Consider the following 17732-nt stretch of genomic DNA (forward strand, 5'->3'; position numbering starts at 1 on the left):
GGATAATGAAAAAAATTGCTTTACTGGCCATTACACTGATATTGGCACTATCACTTATCGCATGTAGTAAGAAGGAGGAAACTGGAGGAAAATCTACATCCAACGCTGATACTATCGTTATTGGGGTAGCATCTGACTGGAAAACGATGGATCCAGCTCGTGCTTATGAGGTGTACGGGAATCTCTATTTCTATGCAACATATGAGAATTTATATATGTTGGAAGGGTCCGATCTCACCCCAAAGCCAGCCCTTGCTAAAGAATACACAGTTGATGATTCAGGACTTGTTTATACATTCACTCTTAACGAGGGGCATAAATTTTCAAGTGGAAATGCTGTAACTGCAAATGATGTTGTATTCAGTTTTAATCGTACAAAAAATATCAAAGATAATGCTGCTGCTCTTACAGAAGGCGTTGCAAAAGTGGAAGCAAAAGATGAAAAAACCGTTGTTGTCACACTTACTGCGAAGGATGCATCATTTCTTTCAAAAATCACATCAAATGCCTTTGCAGTTGTTGATAGCAAAGTTGTGAAGGAAAAGGGTGGTTCTGATGCAGCAGATGCAAGCACATCAGATAAAGCAACTGCTTACCTTGATGGAGCATCAGCTGGTAGTGGTCCATATGTATTGAAGAAGTGGACTGCAAATACAGAGATGGTTCTTGAAAAGAATCCGAATTATAAGGGCACTGTGAATTCAAGTAAGATAATAATCAAAGAAATGCCTGATCCAAATACACAAATTCAAGCACTTGAAAACGGTGAAATTGACGTTGCATTAAGCGTTGGGCCTGACCAAGTGAAAAGCATTAAAGCTGGTGGAAATTCAAAGGCTGTATCTTCACCAACTTCAACAATTTCATTTTTGCTAATGAATAATAAGCCTGATATCGGTAAAGAAATGGCAAATCCACTTGTTCAGCAAGCTGTCCGTTATGCAATTGACTATAAAGGATTCCAACAATTAGCAGGTGATGGAGCCCTACTACCATTATCTTTTGTTCAAAAAGGATTTGTTGGTGCTAAATCAAGACCAGATAATTATCAAAACATTGAAAAGGCAAAGGAATTGATGAAGCAAGCAGGTTATGAGAAGGGCTTCACAGTACCTCTTACTGCTGCTAACTTCGATTCTGAAGGACTTTCATGGACAACAATAGCTGAAAAGGTAAAGGAAGACCTTGCAAAGATTAATATCAAGGTAGAAATTAAAACTGGTGAAATTGGCGTTGTAATCGAAGATTATAGAAATGGTAAATCTCCATTCCTAGTGATGCACTGGTCACCTGACTACTATGATTTAAGCACCCAATTAGCATTTATCCCAGGCGATATCGTAGGAAAACGTGCTAACTGGGAACCTGCAGCTAACGCTGAATTAGTTAGTTTAGCTGAAAAAGCCAAGGTAGAAATTGATGATACAAAACGTGCAGAGATTTCTGGTAAGATGCAAGACCTGATGGCTGAGAATAGCCCTTATGCATTCTTAGTACAGCACCCTAAATCATTTGCCGTTAGCTCCAAACTTGAAGGTGTTGCTTATAATGATCTTTGTAAGTTACATTTAAAAGATTTAAAACTATCTAAATAATCATTAGAATTAGCTGAAAGCTAGCCGTAGGTAGGCAACTACCTACGGCAGCTATTTATATTCAATATTGCTTTTAAAAAATTTTTGAGGTTTAACAGTGAGTTGTTTTTTATTAGGGAGTGTGATCCAAATTGCTTAGATTTATTGGCAGACGTCTATTGTTTCTGCTTTTCTTATTATTTGGTGTGGCACTTTTCGTTTTTATTCTTTCGCATTTAGTGCCAAGTGATCCAGTTGCTGCGAATTTGAGCCAAAGTGCAATGAGTAATCCCGAAATTGTTGCTGCTTTTAAAGCAAAATGGGGACTAGATCGGTCGCTATTTAGTCAATTAATTCTTTATTTTCAACACTTATTGACTGGTGATTTAGGTACCTCTATTCGAACTGGGAAACCAGTGTTGGATGACTTAATGCAGTTCTTCCCGGCAACATTTGAACTATCTATAGTAGCTATGACGATTGCCTTAGTTCTTGGAATTTTATTTGGAATCATCTCTACAATTTATCGAAATAAGTCTGTTGACCATATCATTCGTACTGTTTCCATTAGTGGGGTTTCCATACCAAGCTTTTGGTTTGCTTTAATTATACTCTATGTCTTCTCATCTGTCTTAGGCATTACACCAGGACCAGGACGAGTTGATGCACGTGCTTCAACTCCAGAAGGGGGAACAGGTCTATTACTGATTGATTCACTTTTCAGTGGAAATTTCCAATTATTTAGTGATGTAGTGATGCACTTGATTCTGCCAGGGACCGTGCTAGGATTCTTTACTATGGGATTAATTGCTCGTCAAACAAGGTCTAATCTACTTGAAGTGATGTCAATGGATTATATTCGTACTGCTAGATCAAAGGGGCTGAAAGAACCAGCTGTCATCTTTAAGCATGCGCTTTCCAATTCAATGATACCTGTCATTACAGTAGCCGGAATGGGATTTTGTAATTTGCTAGGCGGAATGGTGCTTGTTGAGAACATTTTTGCATGGCCAGGAATTGGTCAATATGCCTATCTTTCTGCCGTTTCACTAGACTTCCCAGCTATATGCGGTGTCTCATTATTAATTGCATTTATTTATGTTGTTATCAATCTACTAATTGATATCCTTTATGGGGTTATTGATCCAAGAGTGAGGTATCGATAATGCGAACATTTATATCTTTTATCACTCAAAAAGGATTTCTTTTTAAACTTGGATTAATCATTTGTACATTGTGGATTCTCGTTGTTATTTTTGCACCGTCAATCGCTACACATAGTACAACAGCACAGGATCTATCCATTAGATACCAATCTCCAAGCTTTTCACACTTCTTTGGAACTGACGAGTTGGGTCGTGATGTATTCTCACGGGTTATGTATGGCTCTAGAATTTCTTTAACAGCGGGTATTATAACCGTTATTAGTGCTTTTGCCTTCGGTATCCTATATGGGGGAATAGCAGGCTACAAAGGTGGATTAGTAGACGAAGCGATGATGCGTTTCTCAGAACTCATTATGGCGTTTCCACCACTAATTTTGGCGATGGTAATCGCTGCTGCACTTGGACCAAGTATCCTAAATTCAGTACTTGCAATGGCTATTATCTGGTGGCCAAATTATGCAAGATTGATGCGATCAATGGTTATTTCTCTAAAAGAAAGCGAGTATGTTACTGCTTCTCGCGTTATGGGGGCTTCACATATTCGAGTTCTATTTTTGGAGATTTTACCGAATAGTCTTGGTCCATTATTGGTTATGGCAACACTTGACCTTGGAAATGCAATCTTGATGTTCTCTGGACTAAGCTTCCTTGGACTAGGTACACAACCGCCTACACCTGAGTGGGGTTCAATGGTATCAGGTGGCGCAAAGGTTATTCAAAATTGGTGGGTGTCTACCTTCCCAGGTTTAGCAATTTTCTCAATTTCTGTTGGTGCTAACTTCGTAGGCGATGGTCTACGAGACTTTCTAGATCCAAAACTCAAAAAAGAATAGGTGGGAAAATGAAATGGAAAAAATCAATATTAATCAAGTAGAGCCTATTGGCATGCCACTTTATAAAATGAAAAAATTTTTCATCAAGCAGGGAGATTTTAAAGAAGTGAGCATGAGTGTTATTTCGCTCACACCTGGCGAACGAATTCCAGCTGTGGGCATGAGCTGTCATGATGAGGATGAGTACTCCTATATTTTCAGGGGAGAAGTGGATACTTATTGTAATGGTAAATACAGTGTGGAAAAGGCTGGAGATGCAACACTGATCCCAGCTGGTGAGGAGCACTGGTGCATTAATAATGGCAGTGAGCCTTGTATGCTAGTTTGCTTTATGGTTAAAAAAGCTGAATAGTGATTTGAGCTGTCTTAATTGGAAAAATAAAAAAGGATTTAACGGAAAGATATGGCCGGTACAAAAGCGGAAGGAACAGCATGATTTCTTAAAACAATGTTTATCTACCTTTCCAGACCGAAGCTTGTAGTGTTTTCTCATGGACCTTTATTTGCGCTCGTTATTTCGCTTTTTTTATTTAACTCATCGATCGGGATTATTTCTCCGAATACTTTTACATTAGCGATTCAATCACAATGGCACATTGCCGGGAGTGCTTCCGCCCTGCTTGGAATCCTTCCATTTTTACTGGGTTCCGTTACTTCCCCACTAGTGGAGATTGCGGGTAAATATGTATTCTAACAAAGGCTAGGTATGCTACCTAGCCTTATTTGTTATAATTTTTTTTTGAAATGTGGATTGTGAATGGCATACCTTCTTAACGCGTAATACAGATGAAGTGGCGACAAAAATCATAAAAAGTAATAAAAGATGTGGGGTTCAAAATATTTCCGAGAATTTAAAATTATCTATTCTATTTGCAATATAACCGAGTAGATTAACTTTTTCACCCTGTTCATGATAATCAAGAAAAATACCAGGGTTATCTGTCGATCCAATAACTGTTTTGTACTGAATCTTTAAGCCTTCTTTCTCTAAGTTATGCTCAAGATAATTTGGATATAAGACATGTTGATGTGAATTCGGATATAAGGTACGAAAATTTAGTAAAGAGGTTGCACCTTCATGGTAATATAGATAGTTACCAATAACCTTAGTATTTTGATTTATATAATTTTGTAATAAGGTAATGGGGAAGACATTCATATGCGAACAAATATCGTTAGTGGTAATACTATCTATTATGACATCTATTGACCCTGGTTTAAGAGGAAGAGTATAGTCAGTATTTTGAATATAAATGACACGAAGTTTTGGATTGATTCTTTCAATAAAATTCCTCAATTTTTTAATCATAGTCAAAGAGAAACCACAAAATATATAAAAGGTGTCAAGGTCAAGTGACGATATGTACTTTGGTAAGGATGCAGAAATATCAATATTTGTTTCAATTACGACTTTATTAGATAAATTTTGTTCCTTCAATAAATTAATTATCCATTGATCTCCTTTTTCCCTTAAACTGACAAAGTTTGGGTTGAATTCTTTCATAGTTTCATCATTTAGGATACAGTAGGGGGATTCCTCTAAATTTGAAGTAATAATTATTCCATCTTGTATCGAGGTAAAGTAACCGCATGAACAAGTTAGTTTTGCTGAAGAAATAGAACTGTTCAATATGGACGCATCAGAAATAATTAATGGGATTTTACAATACGGACAATAAAAAAATGGAACAAATGAAATTGGGACACCTTTAGAACTACATGGAACATTAGGCAGATCGAGGGATTGTAACTTATTATCCACGAGTCTAATGAATCGGTTTAGTTCCTTTTTTTCTTCTAAAAAATTGTTTTTCTTCTCTAATAAGAGTTTTTTGTAATAACCAATGTCAATATTCATCGTTAAACGTTTGTACGAAAGGAATTGTTGAATTTCTTTTAATGAGAATTGCAAAATCTTTAGTTCTACTATTAATTCCATGTCATCGAGGCAGGATTGATTCATATGAAACTGGGCCCCCTTTTTTTCCGGAACTAATAACCCTAGTTCAATATAGTAACGAATAGTGTCGACAGAAACATTAAAAAGTTTAGCAAAAGATCCGATTTTCATTTATACCCCTCCAACCCTACAAAAAAAGTGGTCATTAACTCCATATTTTTAAGAAATAATCCAATAATATCCTATTGACATAAAGTTAAACCTAACAATTATTATAAGTATAACGAATTTACATAACAATACAAAAATATAGAAAATTCTTAATATATTTATTCTCTTAAATTACATTATTAAGGAGGAAATTGTGTGGCTGCTGATATTGTATTTCTAAATGGTGAGGTTGTACCGGTAGATCATGAAAACAATGTTGAACAATCGATTGCTATTAAAGGGAACAAAATTATTGCTGTAGGATCAAATCAGGATACAAGTTCTTATATTACTGAGAAAACAAAGGTTATTGATTTGCAAGGAAAAACCGTCCTTCCAGGGTTTATTGATTCGCATCTACATATTCTACACGGAACGAATAAATTAGGAGTCGATTGTAAAGAGCTACAAATCAAGTCAATAAAAGACCTTCTACAAGCTCTTAAGGCAAAAAAATTAGAAACACCAACCGGACAATGGATTAGAGCTTCAGGATTTAACGAAATGACCATATTGGAGGGAAGATATCCAACAATAGATGAATTAAATGAAATTTCCACGGAACACCCCATCTATATTTCTCGAACATGTAACCATATATGCGTGGTAAATAGTAAAGCGCTAGAGATAGCGGGTATTAATGAAAATACAACTGATTATGAGAATGATCAAATTGAAAGAGATCAGACAGGTAAATTAACTGGGAGATTAATTGAGAGTACAAATATGAAGATGGCTGAGGCAGCAAAATATTCTGGTGAAGAATTGCTTAGATCTTTTAAGCTAGCATCTGATGAGTTCCTCTCCTATGGAATTACAAGTATTCATGATGCTGGCGGGCATGGTCCAGATCATTTCAGAAACATTTTCTTGGCAGTACAATCTGGAGAGGTTCGGGTTCGTGTATATGCAATGATATGTTCGTTGAATAATTCGGAAGAGTTTATTGACAAAATGATTGATGCTGGAATTGTTACTGGTATAGGTGACGATAAGTTTAGAGTTGGACCAGCTAAAATATTTACTGATGGAAGCAGTAGTGGTCCAACTATCGCAACAAGAAAACCTTACACTAGTAATCCAAATGATTATGGAATTCTTTATTATACTCAAGAAGAAATTGATAAGATTTTAACCAAAGCACATCAAAAGGGATATCAGATAACAGCACATGCTCAAGGAGATCGAGCAATTGAAATGGTTCTGAACAGTATTGAGAGTTCACAGAAAAAGTATCCTCGAAAAAACTGTCGGCATCGTATTGAACATGCTGGTATTACTGAACCAGACTTACAGGAGCGCATGAAAAACCTTGATGTCATTCCTATTCCGAATCCTCCATTCTTTTATGAATTTGGTGAAGGTTATATCAAGAATTATGGAGAGCGCGTAGATCATATGTATCCTCTACGTGATTACTTGAATCAAAAGATTATAGCTGCCGCTGGTTCTGATTGTCCTGTAACCTCCTGTAATCCGTTATTAGGAATCCATGTTGCCGTAAATAGAAAAAGCAAAAATGGTATTAATGTAGGTGGAAATCAACGAATCAGTGTATTAGAAGCCATTCGTATGTATACATGGAATGGGGCGTATGCAAGCTTTGAGGAAGAGCGTAAGGGAAGTCTCGAAGTAGGGAAACTTGCAGATCTCGTAGTATTAGATAATAGCATTCTGAATACAGAAGAGCAGAATATTAAAGATTTAACAGTAACCATGACTATAGTCGATGGAGAAATCCTATTTGAGAGAAGCACCTCTAAATATGAAAATATAAAACAATAAACTAATTAACTACTAAAAGGAGACAATTTTCATGAGTACTTTATCATTATGGAAAGCTACAGCCAATTCCCTCAAAAAACGTCCTGTACTTTTGGGAGATGAAAATACTGATGTAGTCATTGTTGGAGCCGGTTTTACCGGTATATCTGCTTCCCTCCACTTACAGAAAAGGGGATACAATACGATCGTTTTGGAACAAGAAACCGTGGGATGGGGAGCAAGTGGTCGTAACGGTGGGATGCTTTTGCCTGGATACAAACCTACATTAATGGAGCTTGCCGATAAGTGGGGCTTGGATGAAGCAAAGCAACTTAACGAACTTTCAATAGAGAGTCTACAACTTGTTGAGCAATTAATAAATGATTATCAGATTGATTGTTCCCTCCAAAAAACAGGACATGTTGTAGCTGCTTTTAAAGCGAAGCACTTTGAGGGGATGAAAAAAGAAAGTGAGTTCATCAATAAGCATTTTGGATATGAAACAAAAATAATTGAGAAAAATCAAATGGGTGAGGTTATCCATTCCACAGCATATCACGGCGGTGTGGAAGATCCTTTGAGTTACTCTTTTCATCCTCTAAATTATGTACGTGGCTTAGCAGAGGCAGCTGAATCACATGGTGCAAAGATTTATGAAAAGTCGAAAGTTTTAAATGTGAAAAGAGAATCAGGATACGTAGAAGTATTTACAAAATCAGGAAAAGTGAAAGCGAAAGAACTCATTTTAGCAACGGATGCTTATTCTGAAAAAATTATGAAACCGCTTCATCGAGGAATTCTTTCTATTAGTAGTCAAATCATCGCGACAGAAATTTTACCAGAATCGACGTTAAAAAGATTGCTTCCAAAAGGACAAATGATATTTGATACGAGTAACTTCTTATATTATTTTCGTAGGACACCAGATTCCCGAATTGCATTTGGTGGAGGAGATATTATTCCAAACCGAGGTGAAAGCGTATACAACGAAGTCTATGACGCGATGATTAAAGTCTTCCCTGAATTAAAGGGATGTAATGTTAATTATCGTTGGGACGGATTAATTGGTGTAACAAGAGATATGTTCCCGGTTCTCGGAAGAATGGAAGATGGCACATTCTTCGCAGCTGGGTATTGTGGTCACGGTGCTTCTTTAGCTACTCTTTTTGGGAAATTACTTGCACAATACGTTGTTAAAGAAAGTGAAGATATGTATCGATTTGGTGAAATGAAGTTAAAGCCATTTCCATTTTCAAGTCAGAAAGGCTTGCTTATCAATTTAGCAAGTAAGTATCATCGTTTGCTTGATTGGTTAGCGTAAAGGAGAGGATAAAAATGATGGAACTTAATATGTTTATCGATGGGGAATGGATTATTTCTACAACTGGAGAAAAAAGGGAAGTAATAAACCCCGCAAATGGTGAGCTAATTGCAGTAGTAGCTGAAGGTGCTGCTGAGGATGCCAAATATGCTATATCGGTAGCACGTAAAACTTTCGATAGCGGAATTTGGTCTACACTTCCTTTTAAAACTCGTGCAAAATATTTGCATAAAATCGCTAATTTGTTGGAAGAAAACGCAGAGGAAATAGCGATGCTTGAAACATTAAATAATGGAAAGATGTTACTGGCTGCAAAAATAGATGTTCAAAATGCGATTGATTGTTTCCGATACTATGCAAGCCTTATTACTCAACCAGAAGGTGAAATGTTTAATGTTGGCGATTCTGTTCAGACAATAGTTATCCGTGAACCAATAGGGGTGTGCAGTCTTATAGTTCCATGGAATTTTCCACTCCTTATGGCTTCGTGGCAGATTGCGCCTGCACTAGTAGCAGGAAATACATTTATATTAAAACCATCAGAGATCACACCTGTCACAGCAGTTAAACTGTTCGAAATTTTCGAAAAGGCAGGTGTGCCAGCAGGAGTTGCTAATTTAGTAATGGGACCAGGAAGTATCGTTGGCAGCGAAATGGTAGATAGTAATTTGGTAGATAAAGTGGCCTTTATTGGTGGAACGGAAACAGGACAGAATATTATGCGTGTTGCTGCAGAAAATACAAAGAAAATTTCTTTAGAGTTAGGAGGGAAATCTCCAAACATTGTGTTTGCTGATAATGACTTAGAAATTGCCGTAGATAACGCACTATTCAATATCTTCTTAAATAGTGGTCAAGTATGTACAGCAGCTTCCCGTCTCCTAATTGAAGATAGTATTCACGACCAATTTGTTGAAAGACTGGTAGAGCGTGCAAAAAAGATAGTCATTGGTCATGGTAATAAAACTACTAGTGAAATGGGACCGCTTATTAGTGAAGCCCATATGCAAAAGGTATTAAGGTATATCGAAATAGGAAAACAGGAAGGTGCAACACTTACTTGTGGAGGAAATAGAATAATAGATAACGGTTTTGAAAACGGCTTTTTTGTTGAACCCACAATTTTCACCAATACTAGACCGGATATGAGAATTGTTCAAGAAGAGATATTTGGCCCAGTCTTAGTAATTCAAAAGTTTAAAGATGAAGAAGAAGCAATCACATTAGCAAATGATACAGTATTCGGATTGGGTGGTGCTGTTTTTTGTAAAGATATAGAGAAAGCGATGCGTGTAGTCAAGAAAATAAAGGCAGGCATCACCTGGGTGAACTGCTATCATGTAGCAACTATACAAGCTCCATGGGGTGGTTATAAACAGAGTGGAATCGGAAGAGGCTTAGGAATATTTGGCCTTGATGAATTTTCAGAAATAAAACAAATTAATGTAAGCTATAAGGCACACCCTGTTGGATGGTTTTCTAATTAATAATTGCAATTAAGGGAGGAAGGTTATGAAGAAAATAGATGTCCAAGAGCAATCAACTATTGACGCTAAAACACTTGAAGAAAGGGAATTAGGAACAAAAAATATAAAGAGTTTGTTTTACCGTTATATTTTCCTCGCTATTCTAGGTAACATTTTTTTGGCAGCGCCTTCATTTGTAGACGGAAATATTGTAGGGCAATTAGGGACAAAAGAGATGGCAGGGGTTGGTATTGGTTATACTGTACAAGTTCTCTCTCGTGCCATAGGTGTACTAATTGGAGTGGGAGCTGGAGCGGTTGTTGCCCTAAGATTGGGAGCTGGCAAAATCGATGAAGCGAGAAGTATTACTGGTCAATCGATCTGGTTCGGTGTCATCTTGTCAACGGTTATTGCTATCTTTGGTTACATCTATAATGAACCTCTAATGCGTTTTTTTGGTGCGAATGATGCGGCTTTACCGTACGCAATGCAATTTGGAAATCACGCTTGGGTTTTCTTCCCGTTTCAGGTATTAGCGGTTATTCTAAGTGTTTTCGCTATTCTCGATGAACGACCAGGACTTAGCACGTTGAGTTGGTTTGCAGGAGCGATTTTGGCTGCTACTGTTGAATTAATTCTATATCATAACTTTCAATATGGAGTAGTAGCTTCTGCTTGGTCTAATAATATTTCTACATCGTTCCCAAGTCTGCTGATTTTTTATTTTCTTTTTAGTAAAACTTCCTTAAAACCTAAGTTGAAGGATCTTAGGATGAAGCTTAGCAATATGATAGAAGTTAATGCCACTGGTTTTGCCTCATTCTCAATTTCACTTACTATGTTTATCTCCATTATTGTCATCAATAATTTGTTAGCTTCATTAGGGGGAGAGTTACATGTATCTGCCTTTACAATCCAAAATGGATATATAACTAACTTTCTCGTACTTTTAATTATGGGAATAACAACCGGTATTCAACCTTTAATTAGCTATAATTACGGAGCTAGACTTTATAATCGAGTAAGGGAAGCTACTTTGTTAGGAATTAAATTCACATTCATAATGACTATTTTCTTTACCGTATTATTATTTTTCTTTACTGATTCAATAGTTAGTTTCTTTACAGGTGGAGACGCTGATTTGCAAGATATCGGTGTATGGTCGACCAGAGTGTTCAATCTTACTTTTCCGCTTGCGGCGATCATTTTGCTTATATCATGTTACTTTGAAGCAATCGAGCAAAACATTAAGGCAACATTTATAGCAATAGGGAGATCTTTTCTTTTTGCGATACCACTATTCTATATTCTTTCTAGTTTTTTGGGGGTTAATGGTGTATGGTACTCCATACCGATTGCAGATGTACTTGCATTTATAGTAGCTGTTGTCTTTATGTATAGAGAGTTTCATAGATTAAGGAATCTTAATGAAAATGAAAAATATAAAGATGTTCAAAAAATAATCTAATTGATTTTATATTCATTATTTTAATGAGATTTCTTAATTCATTTAGTTTTTATAAGGAGGAAGACTGATGGCGTTTGTTGTTAAAAAGATTTCAACTCAAGAATTCGAGCAAAACGGAGTTGATACATGGGAACCCTGGGAAAATACGACACACAAGGCTCAACAATGGGAAGTGGAAGAAACTGAAACATTTTATGTACATGAAGGAGAAGTAAATATTACAGTAGGAGAAATAACTTATAATGTAACAGAAAATATGTTGGTTTCTCTTCCAAAAGGACTTGTTTGCATTTGGGATATTCCGGAATATTTAAAAAAAGTCTATAAGCTAAATTTTGAGCTGGATTAAATCGCGAGTGGGATAACATCACATACCGTCGAATGTTTTATGAAGCTTTGATGAAACGCACATAAAAGTAAAAGAACAAAGGATATACCTAGAACATACAGGTAATTCATTTAGACAAGGCAGCAGCATTAGATATGAAAAAAAGGTTCACCTCACCCGGAATACTACATTAAAAAAGTTCCAGGCACCATCCATTTATGATGATGGTGCCTGGAACTTTTTATTTTTTTGATTTTACAAGCTGGAAAAGCATCATTCAACGGCTCGTTATTCATTATTTTGCAAATACATGAGCACCAATTGTCTTTACTACTTGACGAGTACGAATCCAATGATCCGTTGCAATTTTTGGGTTATAAAAATAAATGGAATCATTTAAACGATCATGTCTCGTTAGTGCTTCGTCTACGGCTCGTTTTGACTCATCTGATGCTGGCTTACTAATTTGACCATTTTGAACAGGTGAAAAGGCATAGCTTTTTCCAACCACTTGTTTAATTACATCTGTAACTGTGTTTGGGAAATGAGGAGAATCTACTCGATTTAATACGACGGTCGCAACTGCTACTTTTCCTTCATATGATTCACCTTTTGCTTCAGCTTCTACTAATCTGGCAAATAAGTCTTTCTCTTCATTAGAAATTAAAACGGCTGGTTTCTCTAGTTCTTTATCGGGCGTTTCTATTTGCGGTTCTGATGATTGTATTCCTAATACTTTCGGTTTATCAGGAATTTGGCCCAATTCTTCTAAAAAAACCCCATTGGCATGACGATTATTAACTTGTTTTATATTATCAAAGGTTAAACCGTATTGTTGTCCAAGTTCCAAAAGGTTCGCTTCTTTTACAACTGGATTTTCAGTTTTAGCCTCGACCGTATTAATTTGAAGACCTATAAATGCAAATGTAGCTACACAAGCTACAACTAATTTTTCCATGTAAGTGTTTTTCATGTTGCTACCTCCTGAAAATTCGTATGGTATTACTTTAACATTGGCTAGTACACGTTTTACAGAACGATTCTGTTACATTTCTTTAAAGTTTGATTAACAGCATTACAGGCAAAATAGAATTATGACATTATTCCTATATAAATGACATATTAAATCCAATTTTACGAAATAGTGGAATATATTACTGAGAATTTGACTTGTTTATTTCCTATTTCATAAAAAGAAACTTCCATTAGAGAGAGTTAACTAGTAATTTTACTGAAACAATGGAGATACTACAGGCAAAATGATTTCCACTAAAGTATCTTTATATGTTTGTTCTACTGGTAATCGTAGGAGTGCATACCCGGCTAGTTATTGAATGTGACGGTGATGTGGAATGGCAGGGACTCTGCACCAGGGGCGGGCACTAAACTATCCCTTTCCACGAAGAATAGTCAGAATTTTTCACAAAAAAATTGTCTAGGATAATAGTTTTCGTTACTCTAAATATCCCATGTTTCCAAAATTGAATAAAGAGGTGAAAAATTAAAAGGATGAGTGCCAAAGAACAATTGTCTGTCCGTGATCAATTTTCTCACTCTGTTAACCAGGAATTCCAGTGTCTGTGTCACGGCCCCAGGTACAGAATTGTTATCTAACATAAGGGCAAGTTATTTGAGACAAGCATGACGCCTGGTTTTTTGACTATTTTGGAGTGGAACTGAAAGGAAGGCGGGTAAAATGGGAAAATAGACGGGTACGAGGGAAATTTCCCAAAAAAGGTAACTTAAAAAGGGAACTTGTGGAGGAATCTGCCCGGAAAATAAGCAACTCTTTAAATAACATAAGAACGCCGTTATTAAGATATCACAATGCTCTCGCTATTCCTCCTTTTTAGATTCACACCGCAAACTAAGTTTACTAGATTAGAAACTTAGCAAAAAGACACGTTGCTGAGGATAGCCTTTTTCCACAATAATAAGGGTTCGGGCACTTTTTAAATTTTGTCAAATCAAGTAGAATAGAAGAAATACGAAAAATGGAATCCTGATGAAAGATAACCAATATTCTAGATGGCAATATAAAGCTAAATGGTTATAAAGATGTTGGTTTAGGACTATACATAAATAGATTATGATAGTTTTAAAGGAAATGTTTGTACGAATTCATTCCAAACATGTATAAGAGACCATTAAGTAGAGGTATGTATAGTATGAATGAGCAATTAATAAAAAATGCCGATGCATGCTATCAGCTGGCTGAGCAGAAGGCCGTTGATTATTTTCAATCACTTTATCTCCAGGTCATGCAGAAGACCTATGTCCCTACCTTAACAAAAGATCTACATTCATGGAAACAGAACCATATTCATCATCCCTTATTATCCTTTTTTTCACGGAGAAATAGAAAACATGATTCCCAGGGATATCATAATTATATCAAATGGCTGGATTCCACAGGTAAACTAGATAATTACCTGTATCGAAGCATCTCCTATATTTTCATGCGAGACCTGGGTAAAGCACTGAACTCACCAGACACACAGACCAGGGTGCGGCGTGTCGTTGACAGTTTAAAAACTCATCTGATTCATTCCAACGCAACAGACCGAGGAGACAAAACGGAGACGATGAGCATGGCCGGCTTGTACCGGTGGGCCCAGAAGGAAGGCATTGAATCCACCATCATCTGGTTGTTAAACAAACTAAAGACTGTATCCTCCCATATTCCAAAGGAGATGGATGCTGAGCAAGCCCAGAGAAAACTTATTAAAATCATTGCTGGGGTAATGATGCACGTGGTTGAAGAAATGGACAATGAAATAACACCTAAAGAACGTACTCAGAAACTGGATGAAGCGATTAGGCTCGGCTATTCCTATGGTCTGACCTATCCCTTCATTGACGATCTTCTGGATACCAACGTCTTGTCCGTTAAAGAGAAAAAACAATATTCCAATTTGATACGTACCACCCTTATCACCGGATCAGTGCCAGAAATGGGTGAGTGGACAGGAAAAAACATGGATTTGATCCGATATATTCATTCGGAACTCCGAAATGCCTTTAAGTATATTAAGTCCCATCAGCGACGCGAGACAAGAAAAAATTTTTTCGAGCAATCCTATGTTTTTTTTCATTCGCAGGAAGTGGACCGTGTTAAGGATCTATCCAATGCCAATTACACAAATGAAGAGCTTTATATACCGATCATTTTAAAATCCTCTTCTTCCCGATTGATCGTCCGGTCCGTCATCAGTGCTCCTGCGGATGAGGGCTTTGACAATCGAACATTCTATTATGGCATTTACAACCAGCTGGCTGATGATTTTGCAGATATGTTTGATGATATGAAGGAGGGGGCCGTAACACCGTATACCTATTATATGAAATATCATGATAAGCGTCAGGATCTTATCAACCCCTTTGAATTATACTGGACGGTCATCTCCCATTTGATCCATAACGTGTACCATTCAGATCCCAAGACATGTGAGGTGATTCTGGATCGTGCCATAAATGGTCTAAAACGATTTAAAGAACGAATGGGAAAGGTAAAATACAACGAAGTGATGGAGCTATTTGCATCTGGAAATCTGGAATTCAATCGTGTGATTCAACATATGGTTCAAAAAGCAGATGATGTGGATTTCTTTGATAAACTGATTCGGGACCATATAATTACCATTCTGAAAAATGAACGGAAGGAACAGGAGGACTTTTTAGATACGATTGAAACCGTACGCATTCAGATCAATAACATCTTAAATATCCCTCAAACCGAGAATAATTCTCTGATGAAAGAGCCAATTATTGATGCTGCCAATTACAGTTTGGACGGCGATGGAAAGCGATTGAGGCCAATAATGACTTGGGCTATGGGTGTAAATGAATATGGATTAAAAAGTTCAGCAATCACACCACTATTGAGATCATTAGAATATATGCATACGGCATCCCTAATCTTCGATGATCTCCCATCCCAGGATAATGCGTCCATCCGTAGGGGACGTCCAACTCTACACATGGTATACAACATTGCCGTAGCGGAATTAACCGGTCTCTTTCTGACACAGAAGGCTATAGAGGAACAAGCATCACTTGACCAGTTTGATTCGAAAACGGTGCTTAACTTGATTCAATATTCGGCCCAAATGACAGGGGATATGTGTAAGGGTCAGGCGATGGACTTGGATTCCAAAGGGAAACAGTTGACACTGGAACAATTGAATAAGATGTGCTTTTATAAAACGGGAAAAGCATTCGAAGCTTCACTCATCATGCCCGCCATTCTCGCTCATGCAAAAGAGTTCGAAACGGAAGCTTTGAAAAAATTCGCCTATCATGCTGGGATTGCGTTTCAGATTAAGGATGACCTGCTAGATGTTGAAGGTAATCAGATCTTACTCGGAAAACCAATTGGTAAAGATGCTGAAAACAACCATTCGACGTTTGTGTCCATCCTAGGTTCTGATGGTGCTAGAAAAGAGATGTGGGAACATTACTGTCTTGCAATGGAATCGTTGCAAGAGGTGCCGCGCAATACCTCATTTCTGAAGCATTTAATGAATTATATTGTGAACCGGGACCATTAAGAGTTTGTCATACCTAAAAAACGTTTTAAGAATTATGAAAGAAAAGCGAAGCAAAGTGATAATCTGAGGCTCTCTAGATATTAATTGGTTTGCTAATTCCTCCGTTTTCATTTCATTAAACCTTTTAACCCCTTTTTCGGCTACCTTCCTTTTGTTGGAGGGTGCCTTTTTTTATCAAAACTGTGTTAAGATAAATCTAAACACACCGTGGGAATTTTTCTCCCCGTTGGTCTATCTTTATAAAATTTACATCACGGATTATGATAACAGAAAAATAATGAGAGGGCTGTGGACATGCTGAAAGAAAAGATAAAAATCGAGGTTATTCAAAAAGTATTAGACAATTGGAGGGGGTTCTTTTTACCTTACCAAATGGCATTACATGAATTAGAAAGTGATTTCAAGATTATTGACTTGGAGTGGAAAACACACCATGGCTATTCCGTTATTGAACATATGAAAACACGTTTAAAAACATTAAGATCTTTGGTAGAGAAAATACAAAGAAAAGAAATTCCTTTAACTCAAGAAGCGGTAAGGAATGAAATAAGAGATATTTTGGGTGTTAGAATTGTCACAAGTTTTATTGATGACGTATATATGTTGAAGGAGCATATCGAGCAACGTGAAGACATTCGAATGATACGCGTAAAGGATTATATTCAGAACCCGAAAATGAGCGGATATAAAAGTTTGCACCTGATTGTAGAAACCCAAATCATCCTATCCAACGAAATAATATGGGTTCCTGTAGAAATACAAATTCGTACTTCCGCTATGGATTTTTGGGCATCCACCGAGCATAAACTAAATTATAAATATCAAGGGGAGACTATACCTGAGGATGCTCAAAAGCAGCTAATTGAGCTTGCCAAAGCTTCTTCCTTAATGGATAAAGAAATGTCAGGGTTAAGAACAAAATTACTAGCCAATTAAGCAAACAATCGTGACACCTTTATCATTTACAGGTGCTTTACAAGATTCCTTTGAATCGGCCCTTAACTCATCCACATACGTCTTTTTCACAGCTACGGCTGAATTTAAGAAGTGGCGTAAAGAAGGGAAAAAAATAGATATCAAAAAAGCAGCATAAAGAAGAAAGCCCTCTATCTGCGATAGAGGGTGTACTAACCTAGCAACTATCGTCGATCA

14 protein-coding genes are annotated in these 17732 nt (G+C 36.9%); 12 read left to right on the forward strand and 2 right to left on the reverse strand.

Going from position 1 to position 17732, the window contains the following annotated elements; all coding sequences use genetic code 11:
* Window positions 1-5 precede the first annotated feature (5 nt).
* The 5 genes from RTR43_RS02405 to RTR43_RS02425 all read left to right on the forward strand — a co-directional run bounded on the left by RTR43_RS02405 (window position 6) and on the right by RTR43_RS02425 (window position 4267).
* Entirely contained in the window at window positions 6-1595 is a 1590-nt protein-coding gene (locus tag RTR43_RS02405) for an ABC transporter substrate-binding protein (protein WP_312469393.1), read from the forward strand.
* Between the two features lie 131 nt (window positions 1596-1726).
* Window positions 1727-2740 carry an ABC transporter permease gene (locus RTR43_RS02410; RefSeq protein WP_312469395.1) on the forward strand — a complete coding sequence of 338 codons (1014 nt, stop codon included), beginning with the start codon at window positions 1727-1729 and terminating at the stop codon, window positions 2738-2740.
* A complete protein-coding gene (locus RTR43_RS02415) occupies window positions 2740-3573 on the forward strand; it encodes an ABC transporter permease (protein WP_312469397.1) in 834 nt (277 codons plus the stop codon). The genes RTR43_RS02410 and RTR43_RS02415 overlap by 1 nt, the downstream gene beginning before the upstream one ends.
* Before the next feature lie 13 nt (window positions 3574-3586).
* The gene (locus RTR43_RS02420) at window positions 3587-3925 is read left to right on the forward strand and encodes a cupin domain-containing protein (protein ID WP_312469399.1); all 339 of its coding nucleotides are present in this window, start codon (window positions 3587-3589) and stop codon (window positions 3923-3925) included.
* Window positions 3926-4021: 96 nt separating this feature from the next.
* Window positions 4022-4267 carry a hypothetical protein gene (locus tag RTR43_RS02425; protein WP_312469400.1) on the forward strand — a complete coding sequence of 82 codons (246 nt, stop codon included), beginning with the start codon at window positions 4022-4024 and terminating at the stop codon, window positions 4265-4267.
* 138 nt (window positions 4268-4405) lie between these two features.
* Here RTR43_RS02425 and RTR43_RS02430 read toward each other — a convergent pair whose 3' ends face one another.
* Window positions 4406-5644 carry a MerR family transcriptional regulator gene (locus RTR43_RS02430; RefSeq protein ID WP_312469401.1) on the reverse strand — a complete coding sequence of 413 codons (1239 nt, stop codon included), beginning with the start codon at window positions 5642-5644 and terminating at the stop codon, window positions 4406-4408.
* A gap of 195 nt (window positions 5645-5839) precedes the next feature.
* Between RTR43_RS02430 and RTR43_RS02435 the strand changes: the two genes are divergently transcribed.
* The 5 genes from RTR43_RS02435 to RTR43_RS02455 all read left to right on the forward strand — a co-directional run bounded on the left by RTR43_RS02435 (window position 5840) and on the right by RTR43_RS02455 (window position 12051).
* Window positions 5840-7468, forward strand: coding sequence for an amidohydrolase (locus tag RTR43_RS02435; protein ID WP_312469403.1), 1629 nt, complete (start codon window positions 5840-5842; stop codon window positions 7466-7468).
* Between the two features lie 31 nt (window positions 7469-7499).
* Window positions 7500-8768 carry an NAD(P)/FAD-dependent oxidoreductase gene (locus RTR43_RS02440; RefSeq protein ID WP_312469405.1) on the forward strand — a complete coding sequence of 423 codons (1269 nt, stop codon included), beginning with the start codon at window positions 7500-7502 and terminating at the stop codon, window positions 8766-8768.
* 14 nt (window positions 8769-8782) lie between these two features.
* Window positions 8783-10255, forward strand: coding sequence for an aldehyde dehydrogenase family protein (locus tag RTR43_RS02445; protein WP_312469406.1), 1473 nt, complete (start codon window positions 8783-8785; stop codon window positions 10253-10255).
* 25 nt (window positions 10256-10280) lie between these two features.
* Window positions 10281-11702, forward strand: a complete 1422-nt coding sequence (locus RTR43_RS02450) for an MATE family efflux transporter (protein WP_312469407.1) — start codon at window positions 10281-10283, stop codon at window positions 11700-11702.
* Window positions 11703-11769: 67 nt separating this feature from the next.
* Window positions 11770-12051 (forward strand): cupin domain-containing protein, encoded by a 282-nt coding sequence (locus RTR43_RS02455; protein WP_312469408.1) that lies wholly within the window; start codon window positions 11770-11772, stop codon window positions 12049-12051.
* A 274-nt stretch (window positions 12052-12325) separates the two neighbouring features.
* Here the strand turns inward: RTR43_RS02455 and RTR43_RS02460 are convergent, their stop codons facing one another.
* Window positions 12326-13003 carry a cell wall hydrolase gene (locus RTR43_RS02460; RefSeq protein WP_312469409.1) on the reverse strand — a complete coding sequence of 226 codons (678 nt, stop codon included), beginning with the start codon at window positions 13001-13003 and terminating at the stop codon, window positions 12326-12328.
* A 1186-nt stretch (window positions 13004-14189) separates the two neighbouring features.
* Here RTR43_RS02460 and RTR43_RS02465 point away from each other — a divergent pair.
* Both RTR43_RS02465 and RTR43_RS02470 read left to right on the forward strand, forming a co-directional pair.
* Window positions 14190-16580: a polyprenyl synthetase family protein gene (locus RTR43_RS02465; protein ID WP_312469411.1), complete on the forward strand. Its 2391-nt coding sequence runs from the start codon at window positions 14190-14192 to the stop codon at window positions 16578-16580.
* A 294-nt stretch (window positions 16581-16874) separates the two neighbouring features.
* Window positions 16875-17516, forward strand: coding sequence for a GTP pyrophosphokinase (locus RTR43_RS02470; protein WP_312469412.1), 642 nt, complete (start codon window positions 16875-16877; stop codon window positions 17514-17516).
* Window positions 17517-17732 lie beyond the last annotated feature (216 nt).

It is taken from the genome of Neobacillus sp., assembly GCF_031988165.1.
GTDB lineage: Bacteria > Bacillota > Bacilli > Bacillales > Cytobacillaceae > Neobacillus > Neobacillus rhizosphaerae.